General features: G+C 63.3%; 19 protein-coding genes and 1 pseudogene. 13 read left to right on the plus strand and 7 right to left on the minus strand.

Annotation, left to right across the window (positions count from 1 at the left end; genetic code table 11):
* Window positions 1–5 precede the first annotated feature (5 nt).
* The gene (nrdF, locus tag AB3G45_RS01450) at window positions 6–995 is read left to right on the plus strand and encodes a class 1b ribonucleoside-diphosphate reductase subunit beta (protein ID WP_367828873.1); all 990 of its coding nucleotides are present in this window, start codon (window positions 6–8) and stop codon (window positions 993–995) included.
* Window positions 996–1154: 159 nt separating this feature from the next.
* On the opposite strand, the gene AB3G45_RS01455 is transcribed toward nrdF, so the two are convergent.
* Window positions 1155–2987 carry a methyl-accepting chemotaxis protein gene (locus AB3G45_RS01455; RefSeq protein ID WP_367828965.1) on the minus strand — a complete coding sequence of 611 codons (1833 nt, stop codon included), beginning with the start codon at window positions 2985–2987 and terminating at the stop codon, window positions 1155–1157.
* Window positions 2988–3473: 486 nt separating this feature from the next.
* Window positions 3474–4157 carry a GntR family transcriptional regulator gene (locus AB3G45_RS01460; protein ID WP_367828874.1) on the minus strand — a complete coding sequence of 228 codons (684 nt, stop codon included), beginning with the start codon at window positions 4155–4157 and terminating at the stop codon, window positions 3474–3476.
* A 159-nt stretch (window positions 4158–4316) separates the two neighbouring features.
* Between AB3G45_RS01460 and dctP the strand changes: the two genes are divergently transcribed.
* From dctP to AB3G45_RS01485, 5 genes and pseudogenes are all read left to right on the plus strand, one after another.
* Window positions 4317–5333: a TRAP transporter substrate-binding protein DctP gene (dctP, locus tag AB3G45_RS01465; RefSeq protein ID WP_367828966.1), complete on the plus strand. Its 1017-nt coding sequence runs from the start codon at window positions 4317–4319 to the stop codon at window positions 5331–5333.
* Window positions 5334–5478: 145 nt separating this feature from the next.
* Window positions 5479–5850, plus strand: a pseudogene (locus tag AB3G45_RS01470) (TRAP transporter small permease); the annotation flags it as partial.
* 78 nt (window positions 5851–5928) lie between these two features.
* Window positions 5929–7296 carry a TRAP transporter large permease gene (locus AB3G45_RS01475; protein WP_367828967.1) on the plus strand — a complete coding sequence of 456 codons (1368 nt, stop codon included), beginning with the start codon at window positions 5929–5931 and terminating at the stop codon, window positions 7294–7296.
* A 107-nt stretch (window positions 7297–7403) separates the two neighbouring features.
* Window positions 7404–8843: a malonyl-CoA decarboxylase gene (locus AB3G45_RS01480; protein WP_367828875.1), complete on the plus strand. Its 1440-nt coding sequence runs from the start codon at window positions 7404–7406 to the stop codon at window positions 8841–8843.
* Window positions 8840–10363, plus strand: coding sequence for a malonyl-CoA synthase (locus AB3G45_RS01485; protein ID WP_367828876.1), 1524 nt, complete (start codon window positions 8840–8842; stop codon window positions 10361–10363). The genes AB3G45_RS01480 and AB3G45_RS01485 overlap by 4 nt, the downstream gene beginning before the upstream one ends.
* A gap of 109 nt (window positions 10364–10472) precedes the next feature.
* Here AB3G45_RS01485 and AB3G45_RS01490 read toward each other — a convergent pair whose 3' ends face one another.
* On the minus strand, window positions 10473–11501 hold the full coding sequence (locus AB3G45_RS01490) for a LacI family DNA-binding transcriptional regulator (RefSeq protein ID WP_367828877.1): 1029 nt from the start codon (window positions 11499–11501) through the stop codon (window positions 10473–10475).
* Between the two features lie 271 nt (window positions 11502–11772).
* Between AB3G45_RS01490 and AB3G45_RS01495 the strand changes: the two genes are divergently transcribed.
* The 7 genes from AB3G45_RS01495 (at window position 11773) to AB3G45_RS01525 (ending at window position 19000) form a co-directional block, all read left to right on the plus strand.
* Window positions 11773–13110, plus strand: coding sequence for an ABC transporter substrate-binding protein (locus AB3G45_RS01495; protein WP_367828878.1), 1338 nt, complete (start codon window positions 11773–11775; stop codon window positions 13108–13110).
* Window positions 13111–13212: 102 nt separating this feature from the next.
* Window positions 13213–14160, plus strand: coding sequence for a carbohydrate ABC transporter permease (locus AB3G45_RS01500; protein WP_367828879.1), 948 nt, complete (start codon window positions 13213–13215; stop codon window positions 14158–14160).
* Entirely contained in the window at window positions 14157–15098 is a 942-nt protein-coding gene (locus tag AB3G45_RS01505; RefSeq protein ID WP_367828880.1) for a carbohydrate ABC transporter permease, read from the plus strand. Before AB3G45_RS01500 ends, AB3G45_RS01505 begins: the two co-directional genes overlap by 4 nt.
* Window positions 15095–15283 (plus strand): hypothetical protein, encoded by a 189-nt coding sequence (locus AB3G45_RS01510; protein WP_367828881.1) that lies wholly within the window; start codon window positions 15095–15097, stop codon window positions 15281–15283. Before AB3G45_RS01505 ends, AB3G45_RS01510 begins: the two co-directional genes overlap by 4 nt.
* Before the next feature lie 4 nt (window positions 15284–15287).
* Window positions 15288–16382 carry an ABC transporter ATP-binding protein gene (locus AB3G45_RS01515; RefSeq protein WP_367828882.1) on the plus strand — a complete coding sequence of 365 codons (1095 nt, stop codon included), beginning with the start codon at window positions 15288–15290 and terminating at the stop codon, window positions 16380–16382.
* Complete coding sequence (locus tag AB3G45_RS01520; RefSeq protein ID WP_367828883.1) at window positions 16375–17370, plus strand: ABC transporter ATP-binding protein; 996 nt, start codon at window positions 16375–16377, stop codon at window positions 17368–17370. Before AB3G45_RS01515 ends, AB3G45_RS01520 begins: the two co-directional genes overlap by 8 nt.
* A 10-nt stretch (window positions 17371–17380) precedes the next feature.
* Complete coding sequence (locus AB3G45_RS01525) at window positions 17381–19000, plus strand: dihydroxyacetone kinase subunit DhaK (RefSeq protein ID WP_367828884.1); 1620 nt, start codon at window positions 17381–17383, stop codon at window positions 18998–19000.
* A 730-nt stretch (window positions 19001–19730) separates the two neighbouring features.
* Here AB3G45_RS01525 and AB3G45_RS01530 read toward each other — a convergent pair.
* From AB3G45_RS01530 to AB3G45_RS01545, 4 genes are all read right to left on the minus strand, one after another.
* Window positions 19731–21326: a diguanylate cyclase gene (locus tag AB3G45_RS01530; protein ID WP_367828885.1), complete on the minus strand. Its 1596-nt coding sequence runs from the start codon at window positions 21324–21326 to the stop codon at window positions 19731–19733.
* A gap of 145 nt (window positions 21327–21471) precedes the next feature.
* Entirely contained in the window at window positions 21472–22362 is an 891-nt protein-coding gene (locus AB3G45_RS01535) for a LysR family transcriptional regulator (RefSeq protein WP_367828886.1), read from the minus strand.
* Window positions 22363–22479: 117 nt separating this feature from the next.
* The gene (locus tag AB3G45_RS01540; protein WP_367828887.1) at window positions 22480–22821 is read right to left on the minus strand and encodes a hypothetical protein; all 342 of its coding nucleotides are present in this window, start codon (window positions 22819–22821) and stop codon (window positions 22480–22482) included.
* 181 nt (window positions 22822–23002) lie between these two features.
* Complete coding sequence (locus tag AB3G45_RS01545; protein WP_367828888.1) at window positions 23003–25081, minus strand: pyridoxamine 5'-phosphate oxidase family protein; 2079 nt, start codon at window positions 25079–25081, stop codon at window positions 23003–23005.
* Window positions 25082–25097 lie beyond the last annotated feature (16 nt).

Here is a 25097-nt window from a genome sequence, read left to right on the forward strand (position 1 = left end):
CCGACATGAACATCCAAGTGAAGACCAAGGCCCCGAAGGCCGCCAGCGCCATCCGCGCCATCAACTGGAACCGCATCGACGACGACAAGGACCTCGAGGTCTGGAACCGCCTGACCGGTAATTTCTGGCTGCCGGAAAAGGTGCCGCTCTCCAACGACATTCCGTCCTGGGCGGCCTTGAAGCCGGAGGAGCAGAAGCTCACCATCCGCGTCTTCACCGGCCTCACCCTGCTCGACACGATCCAGAACGGCGTCGGCGCGGTGACGCTGATGGCCGATTCCGTCACGCCGCACGAGGAGGCGGTGCTGTCCAACATCTCCTTCATGGAGGCGGTGCACGCGCGCTCCTATTCCTCGATCTTCTCGACGCTCTGCCTGACGCCGGATGTGGACGATGCCTATCGCTGGTCGGAGGAGAACGAGTTCCTGCAGAAGAAGTCCGCGCTGATCCTGGAGCAGTATGGGTCCGGCGATCCTTTGAAGAAGAAGGTCGCCTCCGTCTTCCTCGAAAGCTTCCTGTTCTATTCCGGCTTCTATCTGCCGATGTACTGGTCGAGCCGCGCCAGGCTCACCAACACGGCCGACATGATCCGCCTCATCATCCGCGACGAGGCCGTGCACGGCTACTATATCGGCTACAAGTTCCAGCGCGCGCTGGAGCGACTGTCGGAGGAGCGCCGGCAGGAGATCAAGGACTTCGCCTTCGACCTTCTGCTGGAGCTCTACGACAACGAGGCGAAGTATACCGAGGAACTCTACGACGGCGTCGGCCTCACCGAGGACGTGAAGAAATTCCTGCACTACAACGCCAACAAGGCGCTGATGAACCTCGGCTACGAGGCGCTCTTCCCGCCGGAAGCGTGCAAGGTCAATCCTGCGATCCTCTCCGCCCTCTCGCCGAACGCCGACGAGAACCACGACTTCTTCTCCGGCTCCGGCTCGTCCTATGTCATCGGCAAGGCCGTCGCGACCGAGGATGACGACTGGGATTTCTGACGATCCACTCTCGTGCTCCGGATCCTATCCGGCGGCCCTATGGAAGGGGCGGAAGAAAAAGCAGGAAGAAGATATGCGGTTCGATCTCCACCCGGGAGCCCGTGGCCCCGGCGATCGAACCGCGTTGAAGCGAGCGGCACCGAAGGACTGTGACGCGACTTAAAATTCTCTCCATGTCTGGCCGCCGGCGGCCGCCAGCCTTCGGACAGGCGTCCCGGCGGCGATTGCGTCCGGTTGCTTTTGGGCAGCCGACTGAAGAGCGGGCTCTTTCGCCGATTGCGAGAGGGTGAACTGCGAAAGAAGCCTGTTCAGCGCGCCGACCTCGGCTGCCAGCGCGTGGCTCGCGGCGGTCGTCTCCTCGACCATGGCGGCATTCTGCTGGGTGCCCTGATCCATCGTGTTGACCGCCGTGTTGATCTCCTGAAGCCCGGTCGACTGTTCGCGGGCCGCCTCGACAATGGCCGAGACGTTCTGGTTGATCTCCTGCACCTGCTCGACGATCCGTTGCAGCGAGGTCCCGGTCTCTCCGACGAGTTGGGCGCCTGCGCGCACCTGCTCGCCGGAGGCGCTGATCAGCGTCTTGATTTCCTTGGCGGCACCGGCCGAGCGCTGCGCCAGTTCACGCACTTCCTGAGCCACGACGGCAAACCCCTTGCCGGCCTCGCCCGCACGGGCGGCCTCGACGCCGGCGTTAAGGGCGAGCAGATTGGTCTGGAATGCGATCTCGTCGATGACGCCGATGATGTTGCTGATTTCCCCGGAGGACTTCTCGATTGCCTGCATGGCGGAAACCGCACGCTGCATCACTTCGCCGGATTTCTCGGCCTGCACCCTGGTCCGCTCAACCAGCCCGCCGGCTTCCTCGGCGCGGCGCGTGGAATCCTTGACGGTCGTGGTGATCTCCTCGAGAGCGGCGGCCGTCTCTTCCACGGAGGCCGCCTGCTGCTCCGTGCGCCTCGACAGATCGTCGGACGCCGAACGGATTTCCCTGACGCCGGCATCGATGCCGCGGGCATTGTCACCAACGGTCTGAAGGGCTTCCTGGAGCTTGGCGACCGAATTGTTGAAGTTCTCCCTCAGACCGTCCAGATGAACGGCGAACGGCGTCTCGATGCGATAGGTGACGTCGCCCTGCGAGAGCCGTTCAAGGCCCGTCGCAAGACCGTCGACGGCGAACTGCGTGTCGGCCGCGACGCCAGCCTTCTGGGCTTCCTGTTCGATCCGCTCCTGTTCGAAGGAGGTGCGATTGGCCTCTGCCTCGCCTTCGAGGCGCTGCCGCTCGATCGCCGCCTCCTTGAAGACCTCGACGGATTTCGCCATCTCGCCGATCTCGTCCCGGCGCGCGGTGGCCGGCACGTCGACCGAATCGTCACCGGAGGCAAGCCGGCTCATGACGGCGGTGAGCAGGTTCACCGGCTTCACGACGCTGCGCACGACCGCATAGGTCCCGATCAGGGTCGCAAGGAAGGCGAAGGCCAGGAGCCCGCCGAAGAGCATCATGCTGTGCCAGAACATCGCATCGATGTCGTCGGTGTACACGCCGGTGGCGACCGCCCAGCCCCACGGCTCGAAGAGCGCGACATGGGAATATTTCGGATATTGCCCGTCCATTCCGGGGCGAGGGGCATGATAGGCGATGAACCCATCGCCATTCTCGCGCACCATTTTCACGAACTCGCGATACAGCAGCTTGCCTTTGGCATCCTTGTAGTCCGTCATGTCCTGCCCGACCTTGCGGCTCGGATGGAGCACGATGCGATGATCCATGTCGAAGGCGAAGAAATATTCGCTCTTTTGATAGCGCACCGAGCCGACCGCCAGTTTTGCCTGCGCCTGCGCCTCTTCACGGGTCAGCGTGCCGTCCTGCTCCATCTTGTGATAGGCGGCGAACACGCTCAGCGCGCTTTCGGTCATGGCCTGGAGCATTGCCTTGCGTTCGGACATCGTTCGCTCGTGCTGCTGGAACAGGCCGAAGGCGACGGTGCCCGCCATGAGGGCGAGCGTCAGCCCCACCAGCAGGTAGAGCCGGGCGGATATGCCGGACAATCTTGTCCTGGACCGGCCGCGGTCGTGGGCGTTCCTGGAAGCGGGGCTGCGATCGGTCATGCTGATATCCTCCGGCATGGTGATGACGTGATCGAACACGACGGTCTCGACTGCCTGTGGGCTCATCTCCCGGGCCCGCCTCGTGTCGCGGATTTCGTCGCGCGGCCCTCCTTCGAGGGCGGTTGCACGTTTCCTCGTCGGGCGCAGGCCCGCACGAGCACGTATCTCGGGAGTGGAAGCGCTCCATCATGGAGCAGGGGAAGTCGACCTTCGTGCTCTTTCGCGAGAGCAAAAGAACTCAATGGCGCTTGTCGGCTTGCGGCTGAACGCCGTCAGGCGGGACGCTGCCTGGGCATGTTGTCACCGAGCAAATAACAAAAACTTAAACGGCGGCAGTTCGGCACGATTGTTCCGCAAGGGCCGCGGGTCGGCTCACCCCAAGGACATGCTGCGCCGCTGTTCGCGGTCCCGTTCGCCGAGCGTGGCGATGAGGTCGCTGAAGCGATCGCCCTGCACCGCGATATGGCCGCGCAGCAAGGTGCGCGCGGTCTCCGTCTCCCCGGCGAGAATGGCCTGCACGATCTCACAGTGCTCCTTGAACGATACCTTCATGCGGTTGCGCACCCGAAGCTGCAGGCGCCGGTAGGGCTGCAGGCGCCGATGGAGGGCCTGGCACTGCTCTTCAAGGAAGCCGCTGTGGCTCGCGGCATAGATCACATCATGGAACACTTCGTTTTCATAATAGTAGCGGTCGGTATCGTCGCTGTTGGCCGCCGCCTCGCATCTCGCATGCGCGTCGAGCAGGATCCTGCGGTCCTCCTCGGTATGCCGGCGCGCCGCAAGCGCGCCAGCCATGCCCTCCAGCTCGGCCATCACATCGAACATTTCGAGCAGCCGGTTGGGTTCCGGGGCGCTGACGACGGCCCCGCGATGGCGGCGGTGCTCGATCAGGCCGGCGATGGACAATTGCTGCAGGGCTTCGCGGATCGGCGTTCGCGAAACACCGAACCTTTCCGCGAGGGAGACTTCATCCAGTCGTTCGCCGGGGCGGAGGGCTCCGGTGGCGATCTCTTCTTCGATTTGCGCTCTGAGGCGGCTCGATTGGTTCATGCTCATGAACAAATTTTGCGCAGTTTCTCATCCGGGCGCAAGAGGCTCCATGCAGTATCTTTTTTATTGCATGCAATCTGATTGACAATGAATGCATTCCGCTTGTAGCTTTGATACAGACGGGCAATCGTGGAGGAGGCCCGCTACTTCAGGGAGGACTACATGATGCCCCTTACGCGCAGACAGGCCTTGATTGGCGCTCTGGCAATGCCCGCGGTCGTCGGGACACTCGGCAAGGCCCGTGCCGCCACGACGTTGAAGATTTCCCACCAGTTCCCCGGCGGAACGATAGAGCAAGGTGACTTTCGCGACCGGCTGGTCCGGGTCTTCGCCCAGGAAGTGGAGAAGCGCACGAACGGCGAACTGAAGTTCGAGATCTACGCGAACTCGTCGCTGATGAAGACCAACGCGCAATTCTCGGCCCTGCGCAAGGGCGCGCTGGATATGTCCCTCTACCCGCTCGCCTATGCCGGCGGCGAGGTGCACGCCTGCAACCTCGGACTGATGCCGTGCCTCGTGACGTCCTACGAGCAAGGGGCGGCGTGGAAGAATGCCGAAATCGGCAAGGCGCTTTCCGCGACTGTCGAAAGCAAGGGCGTGCAGTTCATCTCATGGGTATGGCAGGCTGGCGGCGTTGCCTCCCGCGGGGAGGTGGTAACGAACCCGGCTAGCGTCGAAGGCATCAAGATCCGTGGCGGCAGCCGGGACATGGACCTGATGTTCACGTCGGCGGGCGCCCAGGTGTCCACCATGCCGTCCAACGAGATCTATATCGGCATGCAGACGGGTGCGCTCGACGCGGCAGTGACGTCTTCGACCAGCCTCATCTCCTTCCGTCTCGAGGAACTGGCGAAATCCTTGACCGCCGCCCGCACGGGCTCGTTCTGGTTCATGCTGGAGCCGCTCCTGATGTCCAAGGCCATCTTCGACAGTCTGCCCGAGGACCAGCGCAAGGTTTTGCTGGAGGTGGGCGCGGAGATGGAACCGTGGGGCACGGCCGAAGCACGCAAGGACGACGAGGCCGTCGCCAAGATCTATCAGGAAAAAGGCGTCGCCGTCTCGGACCTGAGCGCCGAGGACCTGGCCGCCTGGCGCAAGATCGCCGAGGAGAGCGCCTGGAAGGATTATGCCGCCAAGTCAAGCGAAGCCGCCGATCTCCTGAAGTTGGCTCAGAAGGTGTGAGCGGATGGGCAACGTCAGACACGATGCCATTCTCGGCGCCGACACGGTGGACCCTATCGGGTCCATCGGCACGGCTTCCCGCGCTCTTGCCGCCGTCAACAAGATCGCATTCCGGCTTTCCGGGCTTGCGCTGGTCGCGGCGGCGATGGTCCTGACCTTCGGCGTCGTTCTCGGCCATGTCAGCGGACGTTCGGTCCTCTGGCAGGACGAGGTCATGATCTTCCTGGTCGCCGGCGCCATCTTCCTGTCGGCGGCCTCCGTCCAGGCCGTCCGCGGCCATGTCGGCATCGATCTCGTCGAGCATGTGGCGCCGGCCATCAAGGCGCTGCTGCGAACCGTGGTCGATACGGCCGTGCTCGCTTTCTCCATCCTCTTTGCCTGGAAGTCGGGGCTGCTGCTGCACGAGGCCTGGGTCGAGGGGCAGATCACGCACTCCGCCTGGGGGCCTCCGCTCTGGGTTCCCTATTCGCTGCTGACGGCGGGGATGATCCTCCTTGCGCTCCAGGTCGCGCTCCAGGTTCTGGAGCGGTCCTATGTCGCGCTCGCCATCGGCCTCGTCGCCGTCATCGCCTTCGCGTTGTGGGACAGGTCGCCGATGGCGCTCGTCTCGGGCGTTCCGCAATGGGGGATCGGCATCGCCTACTGCGTCGCCACGCTTGTCGTCATGTTTTCCGGCATGCCGATCGCCTTCGCACTCGGCGTCGTCGCCGTCTCCTTCATGATCTTCTTCATGCCGGCGGCGTCCGTCGATACGATCGCCCAGAATTTCTACGAGGAACTGGCGAACGTCATCATCCTCGCCATTCCCCTGTTCATCCTGAAGGGGGCGGCGATCGGGCGGTCGGATGCGGGCAAGGATCTCTATTCCGCACTGCATGCCTGGCTCTACAAGATTCCGGGCGGTCTCGGCATCGCCAATACCGTCGCCTGCGGACTGTTCGCGGCGATGGCGGGTTCGTCGCCGGCCACCTGCTCGGCGATCGGCTCGGCCGGGATCCCGGAAATGCGCGCTCGCGGCTATTCCGGCGGCTTCGCCGCCGGCATCATCGCCGCCGGCGGCACGCTCGGCATCCTCCTGCCGCCGTCCGTCACCATGCTGCTCTATGCCGTCGCCGCCGAGGTATCCCTCGGAAAGCTCTTCCTGGCCGGCATCGGTCCCGGCCTCCTGCTCATCCTGATGTTCGCCGGCTATTCGATGCTGCGCTACAGCAAGGAGAAGCAGCAGGCACTGGCGCAGGTCCATGTCTCGGGTGCGCCGAAATCCGCGCTCCTTGCGGAAGAGCACTACACGCTCGGCGAGAAGATCCGGATGATCACCTGGGTCGCCCCCTTCGTCCTTATCCTCGCCGGCGTCATGGTCGTCCTCTATGCCGGCTGGGCCACGCCATCGGAGACGGCCGGGGTCGGCGCGGTTCTCGCCTTCCTCGTCATCGGTGCGATGTACAGGCTGTGGCAGCCGTCGAAGATCATGCCGATCGTCTCGGGCACGCTACGGGAATCGACCATGCTGCTGATGATCATCGGCATGTCGCTGATCTATTCCTATGTGATGAGCTATCTTCACATCAGCCAGGCCACGGCGGCGTGGATCATCGACCTCGACCTGTCCAAGTGGGTGCTCCTTGCGGCCATCCTGTCGTTCGTCATCGTGCTTGGTTTCTTCCTGCCGCCGGTTTCGATCATCCTGATGACGGCGCCCATCATCCTTCCGCCGTTGAAGGCGGCCGGCTTCGACCTGATCTGGTTCGGCGTCGTCATGACGATCGTCATGGAGATGGGGTTGATCCATCCGCCCGTCGGCCTCAACATCTTCGTCATCAAGAACATCGCGCCGGATATCTCGCTTTCGGAAATCATGTGGGGCACGCTGCCATTCGTGATCCTGATGGCGATCGCAGTCGTCATCGTCTGCTTCATGCCCGGCATCGTGACATGGTTGCCGGATACGATCATGGGTGGTTGAGCGCCGGAAGCTGGCGGCAACGGCAAAGATGAATCCGAAAAGTCCCTCCGGCCGCTCGGCCGTAGGGACGCCAACCGGCCCTCACATCAGAACGGCGGGCAGATCCGATGAACACGGCATCCTTCCTGAGCGACATGCTGCAGACCATCACCGAGCGGGGCCGGCGTTTCCTTGCGCTTGCACCCATGCCGAGAGACGACGGACGCCATCCGATCGACCACCTTGCAGCCCTTTGCGAAACGCTGCTGACGAGCCGCGGCGAGGCGTCCGGCATGGCGCTCGCTACGGACATCATGGAGCGCTGGCATGGTCTCGATGCCGATGGGCAGCGCGATTTCATGCATATGCTGCTCGCACGGTTCGGCCCGCGGACCGACCGCCTCGAAGCGGCGATCGAGGACTACCGCAAGCGCCAGACCTCGAAGACGCTGTTCGAGCTGCACATCGCCGCGGAGCCGCGCCGGCAGGAACTGATCCGCCGGCTCAACCTGGCGCCCAACGGCATCGCGACGCTCGTCGAGATGCGCGAAGGGCTGCTGAAGCTCAAGGCCGGGGAACGCGACCTCGAAGCGGTCGATTCGGATTTCGCCCATCTCTTCGGTTCCTGGTTCAACCGCGGCTTCCTGGTGTTGCGGCCGATCAACTGGGCGACGCCGGCCAATATCCTGGAGAAGATCATCCGCTACGAGGCCGTCCATCACATCGACGGCTGGGACGAACTGCGGCGCAGGCTGGCCCCCGATGACCGGCGGTGCTTCGCCTTCTTCCATCCCCAGCTTCCCGACGATCCGCTGATCTTCGTGGAGGTGGCGCTCACGCGGGAAATGCCCTCGAACATCGCCGATCTCCTGCGTGAGGATCGCGCCCCGATCCGCGAGAGCGAGGCGACGACGGCCGTCTTCTATTCCATCTCGAACTGCCAGGAGGGCCTGCGCGGCATTTCCTTCGGCAATTTCCTCATCAAGCAGGTGGTGGAGGACCTGCGCCGCGCGCTGCCGAAGCTCGATACCTTCGTCACGCTTTCCCCGGTGCCGGGCTTTGCCGACTGGCTCATGCGCGAGCGGCGCGCGGAGGCTTCCGACGCGCTGACACAGGCCGAGAAGGCGACGCTTGCCGCGATCGACACGGCCGATTGGGCCGCGACGAGCGACCTCGCCGCGGGGGTGCAGCCGGTCATGATGGCCGCGGCCGCCTGGTACTTCCTGAAGGCCCGCACCGCCGACGGCCGCGTCGTGGATCCGGTCGCCCGCTTCCATCTCGGCAACGGTGCCCGACTGGAACGCATCAATTTCCTGGCCGACCTTTCGCCGCGCGCCATGCGCCAGGCGCACGGGCTGATGGTCAACTACCTCTACAAACTCGACGACATCGAGACCAATCACGAGGCGTTCGCGGGCAAGGGCGACGTGGCGACGACATCGGCGATCCGGCGGCTCGTGCCGGCCGACAGGGGATCGCGCAGCCTGGTGCCGCTCGGTGGAACGCAGACGAAGACCGAGTCCCAGGGCAAGACGGGACAGAAAAGAAGCAGGGAGTTTACCGCATGAGCAATCATCTCTTCGACGCCATCCGTTCGGCCGCCAGGCCGGCCGCGCCCTTCATCGAGATGCTCGACGGAAGACGTTGGACCTATGGCGACATGCTTGCCTTGTCGGGCCGGCTCGCCAGCGCGCTGGAGACCCTTCAGGTGCGTCCCGGCGACCGGGTGGCGGTTCAGGTGGAAAAAAGTCCCGAGGCGCTGATGCTCTATCTCGCCTGCCTGCGTGTCGGCGCCGTCTACCTGCCCCTCAACACCGCCTATACGCTGGCCGAACTCGACTATTTCATCGGCGACGCGGAGCCGCGGCTCGTCGTCGTCTCCCCGCCGGCGCGCGACGGCATCCTCCCGGTTGCCGGGAAATACGGCGCCCATGTGGAAACCCTGGACGATGCCGGCGGCGGCTCCCTGATCGAACTGTCGCAGGACGAGAGCCCGGATTTCCTGGATGCCGAGCGCGGCCCGGACGACCTTGCGGCAATCCTCTACACTTCGGGAACGACCGGCCGCTCCAAGGGGGCGATGCTGACGCACGAGAACCTGCTCTCGAATGCGACGACGCTCCGGGACGTCTGGCGCTTCACCAGCGTCGACCGGCTTATCCATGCGCTTCCGATCTTTCATACGCACGGGCTGTTCGTCGCGTCCAACGTCACGCTGCTGTCGGGGGCGTCGATGTATTTCCTGCCGAGGTTCGATGCCGCCGAGGCATTGCGGCTGATGCCGTCGGCGACGGTGATGATGGGGGTCCCGACCTTCTATGTCCGCCTTCTCCAGCAGGCTGGCCTCACCAGGGATGCGGCTGCCAGCATGCGGCTCTTCGTTTCCGGCTCGGCGCCCTTGCTTGCCGAGACGCACCGGGCCTTCGCCGAAAGGACGGGCCACGCCATCCTCGAACGCTACGGCATGACCGAGACCAACATGAACACCTCCAATCCCTATGACGGCGAGCGGCGTGCCGGCACGGTCGGCTTCCCCTTGCCCGGCGTGTCGCTGCGCGTGGCGGACCCGGAAAGCGGCGGACCCATTGCCCACGGCGAGACCGGCATGATCGAGGTGAGGGGCCCCAATGTCTTCAAGGGCTATTGGCGCATGCCGGAAAAGACGAAGGCCGAGTTCCGGGACGACGGCTTCTTCATCACCGGTGACCTTGGCAAGCTCGACGAGCGCGGATACGTGCATATCGTCGGGCGCGGCAAGGACCTCGTGATCTCCGGCGGCTACAACATCTATCCCAAGGAGGTCGAGGTGGAGATCGACCAGATGCCCGGCGTCGTGGAAAGCGCGGTGATCGGCGTTCCCCACCCCGATTTCGGCGAGGGCGTGACGGCGGTCGTCGTGCGCAAGCCGGAAGCCGTCCTGGACGAGGGGGCCGTGCTCGATGCGCTCAAGGAACGGCTGGCGCGCTACAAGCAGCCCAAACGGGTGATCTTCGTCGACGACCTGCCGCGCAACACCATGGGCAAGGTGCAGAAAAATATCCTGCGTGACGCCTATGCCGGCCTCTACAAGGATATGGCGCTGCACTGATCGGCTGAAGTTTGACCGGCGAAGAGGTTTTTCCCCGAAGGAACCCTTCGTCCGGGTCGCCGCGCGGATGGTATTCGCATTCGATCCATCATATGCCGGGATTAAACACCTAGCGTTGGAGGTTCTCTTTCAGCAGCACCTCGATACGGATCTTTTCCTGGGAGGCCAGGAGGTCCCTGTGGTCGGCGCGGGCGCGCATGATGCGCAGCGCGCTTCGCACGGCATGGCCAGGGTCCTGGGCGATCACGGCGTCGATCCGCTCGTCCATCAGCGCCTGTTCGGTGAAGGGCGTTCGCTCGTGGGCGACCACGGTCAGGGGACAGGCGCTCTGCCAGTTCCGCACCGCGGTGAGAGCGCACCGCGCCTCTGAACTGAGGACGTAGACCGACACGATGTCCGGGTGGTGCTGCAACGTCCTGTGGATGATGAGGTCGGCCCGCTTTTCGTCGGCATAGGTCTCCAGCGACGGCAGGCTCTGGAGGTGCGGGAATTGCGCATTGATGATGCAGTCGAAGCCGTGGCGCCGCTGAATGCTGTCGAGCGCCATCATGGTTTCGGCCACGACCATGATCTTGCCCGGTCTTCCGCTGACGAAGCGGCCGATGATCTTTCCGGCGGTGGCGCCGGCGGCGAAGTTGTCGATGCCGACATAGTCGGCATTCTCAAGCCGCTCCTGACCTGACAGGAACTGGACGACCTTGACGTCGCGCTCGACGAGGCGAACCAGCGCATCGCGCACCTGCGGCGATTCCGGCGCCATGACGGCGACGCCGTCGACCGCATCCGGTTCGATTGCCGCCAGGTATTTCGCGACATGGTGCGGGTCGGCCATGGGGATGCGGACGATATCCACCTCGGTGGAATCGGCGCGAAGCGCGTCCCTTGCTTCATTGGCCCGCGCGACGAGCTCCAGCAGGTAGAGGTCTCCGCTGTCGGGCAGGACGAAGCGAAAACGGTACGTTTTGTTGCGCGCAAGCGCGACGGCGGCCGGGTTGCGGATGAACCCTATGCGCTCGATGGCCTCGTTGACCTTGTGGGCCGCCTTACGGCTGACATTCGGCCGGTCGTTCAGCACGCGGTCGACCGTTGCCAGGCTCACGCCGGCCGCCTCTGCCAGGTCTTTCGCGGTCGGCCGCATGTCTTTCGATTCTCTTGTTCTCGATCTCAAGCCGGATTTCTCCAACAAAAGCAGGTGAAAAGCAAGAATTGAAGTGCGCACCTCAAAAATTGCTTGCATTGAGGTGCGCACCTCAGTATTGGGTGTGCGTGGCCTTCGGGAGGATTTGGCTCAAGACGGCACAGGAGGCGTGGGCGCTACGATCCCTTCGGGGCGGTTCGCGTCAGTTGCCCGGACCGGGCGTTTTTAACCTTCCGATGGAGGTCGGGAGGATGGGAGGAGGACCCTAGCTATGAAATCGCGTTCTTTCAGATCATTGGCCGCATTTAGCGCCTTGCTGGCCGCCGGCATTGCAGGTGCAGCGCCGGCCCGCGCCGCGGGCGAGCTGACCCTTTGCTGGGCCGCCTGGGACCCGGCAAACGCGCTCGTCGAGCTCAGCAAGGATTTCGAGGCCAAGAGCGGCGTCAAGATGAAGTTCGAATTCGTGCCGTGGCCGAATTTCGCCGACCGCATGCTCAATGAGCTCAATTCCGGCGGCAAGCTCTGCGACCTGATGATCGGGGACAGCCAGTGGATCGGTGGCGCGGCGGAGAACGGCCAGTACGTCAAGCTCAACGATTTCTTCGACAAGGAAGGGATCAAGATGAGCGACTTCATTCCGGCAACCGTGGTCGGCTATGCGGAATGGCCGAAGAACTCGCCGAACTACTGGGCACTGCCGGCCTTCGGCGACGTCGTCGGCTGGAGCTACCGCAAGGATTGGTTCTCCCGCCCCGAGCTGCAGGCGGAATTCAAGGAGAAATACGGCCGCGATCTGGCCGTGCCGAAGACCTTCGGCGAGCTGAAGGACATCGCGCAGTTCTTCCAGAAGCGTGAGATCGACGGCAAGACGGTCTATGGTGCGGCGATCTACACGGAGCGCGGCTCCGAGGGCGTCACCATGGGCGCCATGGACGTGCTCTACAGCTTCGGCTTCAAATACGAGAATCCGGACAAGCCCTATGAACTGGAAGGCTATGTCAACTCGGCGGATGCCGTGAAGGGCCTGGAGTTCTACAAGGAACTCTACGATTGCTGCACGCCGCCCGGCCATTCCGACGCCTACATGTCCGAGGACATCGACGCCTACAAGTCGGGCCAGGTCGCGCTGCACATGAACTTCGCCTTCACCTGGCCGGGCATCAATGCCGACCCCAATGTCGGCGGCGAGAAGTCCGGTTACTTCCCGAACCCGGCAGGCCCGGATGGCGCCGCCTATGCGCAGCTGGGAGGGCAGGGCATTTCGGTCGTCTCCTCCTCGGAGAAGCAGGAGGATGCGCTTGCCTATATCAAGTGGTTCGCGCAGCCTGAGATCCAGCAGAAATGGTGGCAGATGGGCGGCTACTCGGCCCTCCTGAAGGTGGTCGAGGATCCGGGTTTTGCGACCAGCCAGCCCTATGCGCAGACCTTCCTCGATTCCATGGCCATCGTGCAGGACTTCTGGGCCGAGCCGAGCTATGCCTCGCTGCTGCAAGCCGCGCAGAAGCGCTTCCACGACTATGTTGTCGCCGGACAGGGGACGGCCAAGGACGCGCTCGACGGTCTCGTGAAGGACTGGACGCAGGTCTTCGACGACGAAGGCAAGTACTGACGCCATCGGCCGTGCCCGCGCCTCCCAGCGGGCCACGGCGCGGCCGGAGCCGGGGATCTGCCTCGGCTCTGCCGCCGCCCATGCTGCTATAGGGGAATACCAATGCTGAACTCATCCATGGACCGGGTCGCCGAGGCGACGCCGCATGCCATTGCCGGACGCATGCGCGGCCTGTCCGATCGTGCGCTCGCCTGGCTCTTCGTCGCGCCGTCGATCGTGCTGCTGCTGGCGATCAACATCTTCCCGCTCATCTGGACGATCCGGCTGAGCTTCACCAATTTCCGGGTCAACCGGCCCAATGCCGAGGTCCAGTTCGTCGGCCTCAAGAACTACCTGAACATCCTGTCCGACCGGGATATCTGGCTGACCATGCAGGCGACGGCCCATTTCCTGATCTGGACCATCGTGCTTCAGGTCCTGATCGGCTTCACGCTCGCCTATCTCATCAACAAGAAGTTCCGCGGCAACGATCTGTGGACCACGATCATCGTGTTGCCGATGATGCTGAGCCCGGCGGTGGTGGGCAATTTCTGGACCTTCCTCTACCAGCCGCAGATCGGCCTCTTCAACTATGCGGTCGGTTTCCTGACGGGCGCGGACCCCTCCAGCTTCTCGATGATCGGCGACGTGTCGCTCGCCCCCTGGGCCATCATCATCGTCGATACCTGGATGTGGACGCCCTTCGTCATGCTGATCTGCCTTGCGGGCCTGCGTTCCATTCCGCCGAGCATCTATGAGGCGGCTGAATGCGACCGCGCCAGCAAGTGGCGGCAGTTCTGGACGATTACCATCCCGCTCGTCCTGCCCTTCCTGATGCTCGCCGTGCTCTTCCGTGGCATCGAGAACTTCAAGATGTTCGACCTCGTCGTGCAGCTTACGGGCGGCGGCCCGGGCTCGATCACCGAACTCACCTCGATCAATCTCAAGCGCGAGGCCTTCGAGAAGTGGCGCACGGGCTACGCCTCCGCCTATGCGGTCATCCTCTTCGTCACGGTCTTCGGCCTCGCCTCGATCTATGTCAAAGCCCTGAACAAGGTGAAACAACGATGAGCAGCTATTCCGTCACCGAGCCGTCGCCGCGGCAGAAATGGTTCGCGGGTTCCCTGGTCGTGCTCTACGCGCTGATCACCATCCTGCCGCTCGTCTGGATCATCGCGACGAGCTTCAAGAGCCCGTCCGAGGCCATCGCCTATCCGCCGAAGACCTTCTTCACGCCGACGGTGGAAGGCTATGTCAACGTCTTCACCACGCGCACGCGCCTTTCCGGGGAGCAGCTTCAGGCGCTCGGCGAGCCCACCACCTGGTACGACAAGCTCGTGCGCAAGGACGGGCTCGTCATCTCCGGTCCCTCGCGCTTTGCCGAGCGCTTCACCAATTCGGTGATCATCGGCTTCGGGTCGACGGTGCTCTGCATCGTGCTCGGGACGGCGGCGGCCTATGCCTTCTCGCGCTTCAAGGTGCCGCTGAAGGATGACCTTCTCTTCTTCATCCTGTCCACGCGCATGATGCCGCCGATCGCCGTCGCCATCCCGATCTTCCTGATGTTCCGCTCGCTCGGGCTCAGCGACACCCATGCCGGCATGATCCTGCTCTATACGGCGGTGAACCTGTCGCTCTCCGTCTGGCTGCTCAAGGGTTTCATCGACGAGATCCCGGTCGAATACGAGGAGGCGGCCCTGATCGACGGCTACACGCGCTTCCAGGCTTTCTACAAGGTCGTCTTGCCGCAGGCCGCGACGGGCATCGCCTCCACCGCGATCTTCTGCCTGATTTTCGCCTGGAACGAATACGCCTTCGCCGTGCTGCTCACGTCCGGCAATGCCCAGACGGCGCCGCCCTTCATTCCCACCATCATCGGCGTCAGCGGCCAGGACTGGCCGGCCGTCGCGGCGGGCGCGACCCTCTTCCTCGTGCCGGTCATGGTGTTCACCATCCTTCTGCGCAAGCATCTCCTGCGCGGCATCACCTTCGGAGCCGTCCGCAAATGACAAGATTTTTCAACGGTCTCATGCATTTCAGGCGGGGTGCCTGGGAGATGCTGGCCTCGGTGCTGATCGCCGCCGGCGTCGCCATGCTCATGCAGCCCTTCGCGCTGGTGCTCTATTCCTGGTCCTTCGTCATAACCCTACTGGGCACGGTGATGTTCATCGTCGTCAGCCATTTCCCGGAGTAGGCCGATGGCGCAGATCAGAATTGAAAACGTGCGCAAGGAGTTCGGCGCCTTCACCGCCGTCCGCTCCTCCTCCTTCACCATCGAGGACGGCGAGTTCTTCATGCTGCTCGGCCCGTCGGGCTGCGGCAAGACGACGACGCTCCGCATGATGGCCGGCCTGGAACTGCCGACATCGGGCGAGATTTTCATCGACGGCGAGGAAGTCGGGATGAAGCCCGCCAGCAAGCGCGACATCGCCTTCGTGTTCCAGATGTTTGCGCTCTATCCGCATATGAACGTGCGCAAGAACATTTCCTACCCGCTGGTGAGCCAGGGGCTGCGCGGCGACGAGGTCAAGACGCGCGTCGCCGAGGTCGCGCGTATTCTCAAGATCGAGAACATCCTGGACAAGCCGGTCGGCGGGCTTTCAGGCGGTGACCGTCAGCGTGTCGCGCTCGGTCGGGCGATCGTGCGGCGGCCGAAGGCGTTCTTCATGGATGAGCCGCTCGGCGCGCTGGATGCGGAATTTCGCGAGCATATGGCCGAGGAACTGCGCGCCCTGCACGACCGGATGGGCGCCACGACTGTCTACGTGACCCATGACCAACTGGAAGCGATGCAGATGGGCGACAAGATCGTCGTCATGAATCACGGCGTCGTCGAGCAGTTCGGCAAGCCGCAGCAGATCTACGACTGGCCGGCGACGAAGTTCGTTGCGCAGTTCATCGGATCGCCGTCGATGAATTTCCTGGAGTTCGAAGGCATGATCGGCATTGGCGGGGATACGGTCGATCTCGGCGGGACCAAGGTCAAGGTGCCGGCCTTGCGGGAAGGGCGCGCCGGGAAACTGACGCTCGGTGTGCGGCCGGAGCACGTGAAATTCAGCGATGCCGGCTACAGGGGACGCGTCAGCGCCGTCGAGTATCTGGGGACGACGCAGATTGTGACGCTGAGATCCAGCTACGGCTCGCTCAAGGCTCGTATCCCCTCCCACCAGAGGGTCCATGAAGACGAGCTGATCGGCCTCGAATTCGATGCGCGCACGCTCTCGCTCTTCGATGCCGAAACAGGCAGGGCGCTGCTGTCCGAAGCCAATGAAGGAGTGCTGGGACATGGCTGAGATCGTCCTTGAGAACGTAACGAAGTCCTACGGTGGCACCGTAGCCCTCGACAATGTGTCCCTGACCGTTCCGGACGGCTCCTTCGTCGTGCTGCTGGGGCCAACGGGCGCGGGGAAGACGACGACGCTCAGAATGGTCTCCGGCCTCGACACACCGGACAAGGGAGAGGTCCATATCGCCGGACGCCGGATGAAGGGGCTGGCGCCGGCCGAGCGCAATGTCGCAATGGTCTTCCAGCAATATTCGCTCTATCCGCACCTGACTGTGCGGCAGAACCTGGAGTTTCCGCTGAAATCCCCGCTCCTGAAGACGCCAAGGGACGTCATCGACCGGAAGGTGGGAGAGATCGCCGAGGTTCTCCAGATCGCGCACAAGCTGGAAAACAAGGCGACGGCCCTCTCGGGCGGCGAAATGCAGCGTGTTTCCATTGGCCGCGCGCTTGTCCGCAACCCGCAGATCTTCCTGATGGACGAGCCGCTGAGCTCCCTCGATGCCAAGCTCAGGGCGGACCTGCGCATCGAATTGAAGCGTATCCAGGCGAAGTCGGGCGCCACGCTGCTCTATGTCACGCACGACCAGATCGAAGCCATGACGATGGCCACCCATGTCGGCGTGCTGAACGAAGGCAGACTGGTGCAGTTCGGCTCGCCCCGCGAGGTTTACGAACACCCGGTAAGCATCTATGCCGCAACGCGCCTGGGGCAGCCGCGGATCAACGTTCTGCCGGCCGATCTCTTTGCGGGTGCGCCGCATGGTGCAAAGAGTATCGGGCTGAGGCCGGAGCACATCGTGCAGGGCGAAGGGGAGGACGCATTGGTCAAGCGTGTCGAGCATCTGGGCGACCAGACACGCCTGCACCTGATCTTCAAGAAACACGATCTCATCACCGTCACGGATGCCCACACGCCGCTGCGGGGCGGGGAAACCATCAAGATTCAACCGTCAAGGCCGCTCTACTTCGATGCGGCGGGCATGCATGTAGCTTAGGGAGCTGGATATGGCGCAATTCATCAACAAGCGGGAAGACGTTGTAACCGAGGCGATCGACGGCGTGCTGGCGCTGTCCGGCGGCGCGCTCACCCGTCTCGACGGCTATCCGCATATCCGCGTCGTCCTGCGCAGCGACTGGGACAAGTCGAAGGTGGCGATCGTCTCGGGCGGCGGTTCCGGCCATGAGCCTGCGCATGTCGGCTTTGTCGGAAAGGGAATGCTGACGGCTGCGGTGTGCGGCGATGTCTTCGCCTCGCCGAGCGTCGATGCGGTCCTGGCGGGTATTCTGGCGGTGACGGGTTCCGCCGGATGTCTTCTTGTCGTCAAGAACTATACCGGCGACCGGCTGAACTTCGGTCTTGCGGCGGAGCGCGCCCGCGCTTTCGGGCTGAATGTCAGCATGGTGATCGTCGGCGACGACATTGCGCTTCCCGATCTGCCGCAGGCCCGCGGCGTGGCTGGCACCCTCTTCGTGCACAAGATCGCGGGCGCGCTTGCCGAAAGGGGTGCCGATCTCGAAACGGTCACCGCTGCTGCAAGACGCGTGATCGCCGGCACCCATTCCATCGGCATGTCGCTCGATACCTGCCGGGTCCCGGGCTCGCCCAAGGAGGATCGCATACCGGAAGGCAAGGCGGAACTCGGCCTCGGCATTCACGGCGAGGCCGGCGTCGAGCAGGTCGACTTCACCGGCGCCCGCGCGTCGGTCGCGACCATGGTCGAGCGTCTTGCCGCCGTCATGGGTGAGGGACCGCATGTCGCGCTGGTCAACAATCTCGGCGGCACATCGGTGCTGGAAACATCCGTGCTCGCCCATGATCTTCTCCAGTCGTCCATCGGCGGAAAGATCACCCATGCGATCGGTCCGGCGCCTTTGATGACGTCTCTGGACATGCAGGGTTTCTCGATCTCGCTCTTTGCGGCGGATGCGGCCGAGCTGGAGTTGCTCAAGGCGCCGGTTGCGATCTCCGCCTGGCCGGGTGTCTCCGACGTGCAGCCGATCGCCGTCTCCGCGCTGCCGGACGGCCTGACGCCGATAACGCCCATGCCCTCCAATCATGCCGCGACGCGGCAGTTCCTGATCGATTGCTGCAACGTCCTGATCGCCGCGGAACAGGACCTCAACGCGCTCGACGCAAAGTCCGGGGATGGCGATACCGGCTCGACGCTGGCGGGAGCGGCCCGGGCGTTGGTCAAAGCGATCGACCGGTTGCCCCTGTCCGATCATACGCAGTTGCTGCGCGCCATCGGCCAGGAGCTGAGCCAGACGATGGGCGGATCCTCCGGTGTATTGCTTGCGATCTTCTTTGCGGCCGCCGGCGACGGCGCGTCCTCCGGCCTGCCGGTGGGAGAAGCGCTTCGGGCTGGGCTTGCCCGGATGCAGGAGATCGGCGGTGCGAGGATTGGCGACCGGACGATGGTGGATGCCTTGTCCCCGGCGCTCGACGCCCTGGGCGAGAGCGTGACGGCGGCCGCCACCGCCGCCCGGGCGGGCGCGGATTTCACCGCCACCCTGCTCCAGGCCAAGGCAGGGCGTGCCGCCTACATCAACGCCAAGCAGCTCGAAGGCCATGTCGATCCCGGCGCAGAGGCCGTCGCCCGGCTGTTCGAGCATCTGGCCACCTAGTCGCGTTGGTCGCCTTGTTGGTCGATATCAAAGCTGTCCTGGAGCATCGGTAATGGATTGATGGCGTGAGGACACCGTTCAAACTGGCTGACACCGGCGCTACGCCCTCCCGAAGGGAAAGCTCAATGGGGGAGAGGCAGCGCCGGGAACCTTTCCTCAAGGCACGGGTTTCTGCGCAAAAGGCTCGCCAATGACAGTCAGGCTCGTTCAGTTTGCCGCCATCGTCATCTCGGCGCTTGCGCTCGTCCCGTCGGCAGCGCACCTTGCCGCCCTTCCCAACAAGATAGGCCTGCCTCAGCCGGAATACTTCACCGTGCAAGGCATCTATTATGGGTGGGCGATCCTGGGTTTGCTTTGGCCCGCCGCGCTGATCGCAAACGCAATGCTCGCAATCGTCGTCCGCGCCCAGGGCCGGCCGTTCTGGCTTGCTGTTGCCGCTGCATGCTGCCTCGCACTCATGCTCGGCATATTCCTTGTCTGGACGTTACCTGCGAACCAGGCGACGGAAAACTGGACAAGGGTTCCGGAAAACTGGGAGGCGCTGAGAAAGCAGTGGGAATATTCTCATGCCGTAAACGCGATGATCGTGCTCGTGGGGCACTGCTTCGTGGATTTTTTTCGGCGCTGTCCTGGCGTCCGTCTGGACCGTAGTCGCGGCGGCTATCCAGAAAATGCGCTTGAAAACCATGTCGGCAGCATCGGGCGGCCCGGCAGGTGCCCTTCCTGCTCGTCATGCCGACCGGACGTGCGGCTCAGCCGGGGTTTCGTCGGGATTTCCGGCTGCGTTGCCATCCGCCGCCAACTTCCATATGCCGCGGCCCGCGGCCTTGGCGGAATAGAGGGCGCGGTCGGCGGCTTGGACCAGCGACTCGCCGTCGACGCCGTCTGCCGGGGATGAGGCTATGCCGATGCTGAGCCCGATCTTGATGGACAGCCCCTTGAGCATGAACGGTCTTTCCAGCGCGGCAATGCAGCGGTTTGCGAGGTCTGTCTTGGATCCTCCGTGCGCCCGGAACAGAAACGCGAACTCGTCGCCGCCCAGCCGGGCTACCATCCGGTCTCCCGTCTGCGCCTTCAGCCTCTCGGCCACCTGCTTCAATACGGCGTCACCCGCGGCGTGGCCGAACGTATCGTTCACCGGCTTGAAGCCGTCGAGATCGAGGCAATAGACGACCAGCTCGTCCGCACCGTCGGCCGCGATCGCCTCTTCCAGTTCCTTGTAGAAGAGCACACGGTTCGGCAGGCCCGTCAGGGCGTCGTGATGCGCGAGCCGGTTGGCCTCGCTCTCGGCATGCACACGGTCGCTGACGTCGGCGATGGTGAGGAGCAGCCGCTTGGCTGTGCCCTCATGGATGAGCCGCACATAGATGAGGACATGGAGCATCTTGCCGGACGACGCTTGCTGCCGCCACACCGTCCGGGCGTTGCAGTGATCCGCCAGGCCGGTAAGAGCCGTCTCGAATTGTGTCTTCTGTTCCTCGACATGCAGGTCCATCGCTGTCTTCAGGACAAGCTCGGGCTTGCTGAAGCCATAGAAGTCGACCGCCGCGGTGTTGGCCTGCAGGATGGCGAGGTCTTCGCCGTCGCAGAGCAGCATCGGCATCGGATTGGCTTCGAACAGTTCACGCAGCCAGATCTCGCGCTGCTTCAGTTCCGTGATGTCGATGCGCATGCCGATCGCGCCGCCATCGGGCGTGCGACGATCATCATGGCGGAGCCAGCGCCCGTCGCGCAACTGTTGCTCCTCTTGTGATGTCGGCCGGCGAAATTTTTCCATGCGCTGCTTCAGCCAAAGGTCGCCATCCCCGACGACCTCCGACATTTCCCCGCTGGCCAGGCTGATTTTCAATATTTCCTCCAACGGGATTCCCGGCCTCAGAGATTGCGCTATGTCGGCGTAAAGATCGGAATATCGTTTGTTCCAGAGGACATAGCGATCTTCCGGATCAAACACGCATATGGCCTGCGGCAGCATGTCGATGATAAATTGCAGGCGCCGGTTGGCTTCCCCCGACACCAACCCGAGGGGCGCGCCCGCGGCCATCATTACAATGGCGATGTCGCCTGCCTCCCCCAATCCGTCGATGACGGTGATGTCGCAGTCGGTCCATTCCCCGGAGCCACCCATTATGGAAGCTTGGAAGGTTGCGCCGGATGATCTCCATTGCGGGATCAGTTCGGAAACCGGCTCCCATCGCGACGGATCATCGCGCCCGAACAGCGTCTGCGCCGCTCGATTGGCAAAAAGTATTCGATCGTCCGGCCCAGCCGCGAATGCAGGCGTCGGGGAGGCTTCCAAGAACTGCACAAGGTCAAGTTTGAGCAACGGTTTGGTCCGCCTGACCGGAAAACAATCGTGCGGCAGAGTATCCTTAGAAAATTAGGAATACCTTACGCCCTCGGCGGCGATGAAGCGTTTTGATGACGTGCGGCGGAGATATCTCGAAAACCAAGAAGACCGAGACGAATGCTCAATTCAGGAGCCGGTTCTCTCGCAGGCGGTCCACCGCCAGGTCCACGAACGCCCTAACTTTCGCCGGAGCGTGACGACCTTCCGGATGAAGGACATGAATGGGCAAGGGTGGTTCTTCGTGGTCGGCGAGCACGATCTGCAACTTGCCCGCCAGAAGGCCTGGCCCGATCTGATAATGGAGAACCCGCGTCAGGCCCCATCCGGCCTCCGCAGTCGCAATGACTGCTTCATTGGTATTGCATTGGAGGATGGAGTCGATGGTCACGCGCTGATCTCCTGCAAATCTCCATTCGGGAGATGCCCAGGCGCTCGTCGAAGTGGCGATCCGATGACTTTTCAGGTCGGCAGGTGTCGTCGGGACCCCGTGGCGCTCGAAATATTCCGGGGAGCCGCAAACCACCCGCCGGACCGATCCAACCTTGATGGCCGAGAAGCCGGAGTCCGGCAGATGGCCGATGCGAACAGCCACGTCGATACCTTCTTCAACGATGTTCACCGGCCGATCGATGAACAGTGTGCGGGCGCGCATCATGGCATAGCTATTCAAGAATTCAGTCATGATCGGCAGCACGTACATTTGGCCAAACAGGACAGATGCTGTCACCGCGAGGGTGCCGGTTGGACTTGCATAGGAGCCGCCCGCCGCTGCTTCTGCCTCCGCGATGTCGGAAAGTATCCGGCGACAATCCTCGAAATATCGGGACCCGGCCTCAGTCATCTTGACCGAACGTGTCGTGCGAACGAAGAGCCGCGCGCCGATCAGCTCTTCAAGAGCAGCGACGGCACGCGTCACGGCGGGCGCGCTCATGTGCATGTGGCGGGCGGCTTCCGCGAAGCTTTCGGTCTCCGCGACCTTCACAAAAACTCTCATCGCCTGCCAACGATCCACTCGTTCCCCCTTTTTCAGCGGTCACGGCATCCTCGAAAGAGCCGCTGGATCAATGCCGGGTTCAACCCCGGTCCCCCTTGTCATAGCCGGACGTTCCGCACGGCCGCAATCGCTATGTCAGACGTCGTGACTTTCAAGCTTGCCGGAGGCCGGGTTCATGAACGCCGCAGCAAAGCTTTCGATCTGCACACAGGCAGCCCCGCCAATCCCGGCTTTTGCCGCATGCGCGCGTCTCGCCCGGCGGTCTTCGTCACCTGAGACGAGGGCGAGTGCAATCGCTCGCGATATTCGAAAATCGAAGCTCGATCCCTGGCGGGACGCATCGATTTCAGCGCCGATCATGCCGAGCCTCCTCGCTTCGGCATCCTGCCGCTGCAAGAGCGACAGCTCGCCGCTATGTCCGGTAAGAGCGAGCTCGATGCACAGCCGAACTCGCTCATCGAGCTTGAATCCAGTCATTCTTGCGTGTCGATGATATGGGCGAGCGCCACCTTGGCAGGATCGCTGCTATTCCAGCCGTCCCTCGCCACATCACGCCGCAAGGCGATCGATGCGGGGGAAGTCGATCTCGGTGCCTAACGTATGGCGCGTTGCAGCAAAAACGGCGCCGGGGTGAACCAACCGACGCAAGGGGATCCGGTCAGAGAGCAAGCCGTATTCGGTTATCGCCGCCCGCGTTCGCTTCCGCGGGTACGGCGGAGCAGATCAGAACCTCGCCGTCGGCAACGGCCGCGCTGGGGTCCTTGAGATAGGTAACCTCGCCGGCCAGGAGTTTTGTTCGGCAGCTGCCGCATGTTCCTTCGCGACAACTGAACTCCGGCGCGAGGCCGCGTGCTTCCGCCAATTCGAGAAGCGTTCCGGACCCAGGCGTCCAGCGGGCTTCCTTGGAGGATTCGATGAAGGCCACCGGTACCGGCTTTGTCGCGGCAGGACGGCGCGACGGCGCCGGAACCGTGATCTCCGGCCGCCGAACCAGCGACGAGGGACCAAAGGCCTCCGCGTGGATCCTGCCGTCGGCGATGTTGAGATCGCGCAGGCCGTCGTAAAGCGCCTGCGTGAACTCCGGCGGCCCGCACAGATAGAAGTCGTAGTCGTTGAACGCGAGGAAACGGGAGAGTAGCGTCGTGTCGATGCGTCCCGAGACATCGTAGTCGATGCCTTCCTCGGCATCGCTTACATCGCTGAGCACGCGAACGAGACGAACTGCGCCCTGACCAGCATTCACAAGCGCGGCCAGTTCCCGGTCGAAGGCACGATCCTTCTTCGAGCGGGCGGCCTGGAAAAGGACGGTCGGCCGAACACTTCGGGTCCGCAGCCCCTCGTAGACGATGTGGCGCAGCATTGCGAGCATCGGCGTGATGCCGATCCCGCCGCCGAGCAACACGGCCGGCCGCTTTTTCTCGTGCGCATCGATGGTAAACGCACCATTGGGAGCGCGTGCGTCGATGATGTCGCCGACATGGATCTTACCATGCAGGTGTTGCGAGACGAGGCCGTCACGCTTGACGCTGATCCGGTAGATCCCATCGGAGGGCGCTACCGACAGCGTGTACGTGCGGATGATCGGCTTTTCCTCGCCAGGCAACTGGACCCGGATCGGCAGGTGCTGGCCAGCCTCATGCGGAATGAGGCCGGCGCCGTCGTCCGGGGTGAGGTGAAACGAACGGATCGATGCGGTTTCCTCGACCACCTGCGTCACCCGAAGGGGCCGCCATTTCGTTGCGAGCTCAGCGGCACGCAGGCGATCGGCCGCCTGTGCCCAATCGCCCGTCATCAGCGAATTCGGCGACCAGCCATCCTGCTCGAAGGCCCAGCGCAGCGGCAACGCCCCGCGCCGGAGGACCACGCGCCTCGCCCGAAACGTCCACAGCCGCTCGGCGCCCTGAAAGGCGGATATCTCGGGGGAGTCGAGAATGACTTCGGCGTTGCCGGTCATCTGTAAGACGTCACCGGTCTCGAAATCGAAGAAAACAAGCCCCGCCTTGCCATTCAACAGAATGTTGCCGAGCGTGTTGAAGAACAGATTGCCCGCGAAATCAGGGATGGTGAGCGTGCCGTCATCTGCAACGCGGACAAAGCCCGCCTTGCCGCCGCGATGCGAGACATCGACCTGCCGCCTGTCCTCGCGCTCAGCGTAAGAGGCCACGAAGAAGGTATCCGAGGCTTCGATCATCGCGCGCGCGAAGGAGTTGATTACGGTGGCCTCTTCGATGACGCCGGCAAACGGTTCATGGGGATCGCGGACGTGTGAGAAATCGCGCAACTGGATATATTGCGGGCAGTTGCCGTAACTCTGATCGACCGTAAGGCGTAGCGCCCCGCCTACCGGCATGCTGAGACGCCCGTTCGTCCGGTTGCGACGACGAGTGTGCAGCTCGATACCGAGCAGCCCAACCGGCTTTCCGTCGGCGATGCCAATGCTGGCCGGGTCGCTGGGGTCGGGTTGCACGTCGATATCGAGGATCGTCGGCTCCGGCGAGAACATGAACCCCGGCTGACCTGCGAGCATGGAAGCCCAGGGTGCACCGTCATGATCGACGCTGCCGACCACGATGAACGGCAATTGACCGAAGAATTCGCTATGCTGGTCGGGCATGTAGTCACGGACCACCCGCTTGCCGAGCCCTTCCATTCGCTCCGCGACCCCGACTTTCTCCTGGATCGCCTTTTCGCCGGCGTGCCAGGTTTCCAGCTTCGTCTTCGTCCGTTCGGCGTCCATCGTTTCATCCTCCAAT

It is taken from the genome of Shinella sp. S4-D37, assembly GCF_040812195.1.
Classification (GTDB): domain Bacteria; phylum Pseudomonadota; class Alphaproteobacteria; order Rhizobiales; family Rhizobiaceae; genus Shinella.

Bases quoted from the DNA above. Each gene is read 5' to 3' on its own strand.
- nrdF (WP_367828873.1), top strand. From the start codon at position 6: ATGAACATCCAAGTGAAGACCAAGGCCCCGAAGGCCGCCAGCGCCATC.
- AB3G45_RS01455 (WP_367828965.1), bottom strand. From the start codon at position 2,987: ATGGCGGGCACCGTCGCCTTCGGCCTGTTCCAGCAGCACGAGCGAACG.
- AB3G45_RS01460 (WP_367828874.1), bottom strand. From the start codon at position 4,157: ATGAGCATGAACCAATCGAGCCGCCTCAGAGCGCAAATCGAAGAAGAG.
- dctP (WP_367828966.1), top strand. From the start codon at position 4,317: ATGCCCCTTACGCGCAGACAGGCCTTGATTGGCGCTCTGGCAATGCCC.
- AB3G45_RS01475 (WP_367828967.1), top strand. From the start codon at position 5,929: ATGGCGCTCGTCTCGGGCGTTCCGCAATGGGGGATCGGCATCGCCTAC.
- AB3G45_RS01480 (WP_367828875.1), top strand. From the start codon at position 7,404: ATGAACACGGCATCCTTCCTGAGCGACATGCTGCAGACCATCACCGAG.
- AB3G45_RS01485 (WP_367828876.1), top strand. From the start codon at position 8,840: ATGAGCAATCATCTCTTCGACGCCATCCGTTCGGCCGCCAGGCCGGCC.
- AB3G45_RS01490 (WP_367828877.1), bottom strand. From the start codon at position 11,501: ATGCGGCCGACCGCGAAAGACCTGGCAGAGGCGGCCGGCGTGAGCCTG.
- AB3G45_RS01495 (WP_367828878.1), top strand. From the start codon at position 11,773: ATGAAATCGCGTTCTTTCAGATCATTGGCCGCATTTAGCGCCTTGCTG.
- AB3G45_RS01500 (WP_367828879.1), top strand. From the start codon at position 13,213: ATGCTGAACTCATCCATGGACCGGGTCGCCGAGGCGACGCCGCATGCC.
- AB3G45_RS01505 (WP_367828880.1), top strand. From the start codon at position 14,157: ATGAGCAGCTATTCCGTCACCGAGCCGTCGCCGCGGCAGAAATGGTTC.
- AB3G45_RS01510 (WP_367828881.1), top strand. From the start codon at position 15,095: ATGACAAGATTTTTCAACGGTCTCATGCATTTCAGGCGGGGTGCCTGG.
- AB3G45_RS01515 (WP_367828882.1), top strand. From the start codon at position 15,288: ATGGCGCAGATCAGAATTGAAAACGTGCGCAAGGAGTTCGGCGCCTTC.
- AB3G45_RS01520 (WP_367828883.1), top strand. From the start codon at position 16,375: ATGGCTGAGATCGTCCTTGAGAACGTAACGAAGTCCTACGGTGGCACC.
- AB3G45_RS01525 (WP_367828884.1), top strand. From the start codon at position 17,381: ATGGCGCAATTCATCAACAAGCGGGAAGACGTTGTAACCGAGGCGATC.
- AB3G45_RS01540 (WP_367828887.1), bottom strand. From the start codon at position 22,821: ATGACTGGATTCAAGCTCGATGAGCGAGTTCGGCTGTGCATCGAGCTC.
- AB3G45_RS01545 (WP_367828888.1), bottom strand. From the start codon at position 25,081: ATGGACGCCGAACGGACGAAGACGAAGCTGGAAACCTGGCACGCCGGC.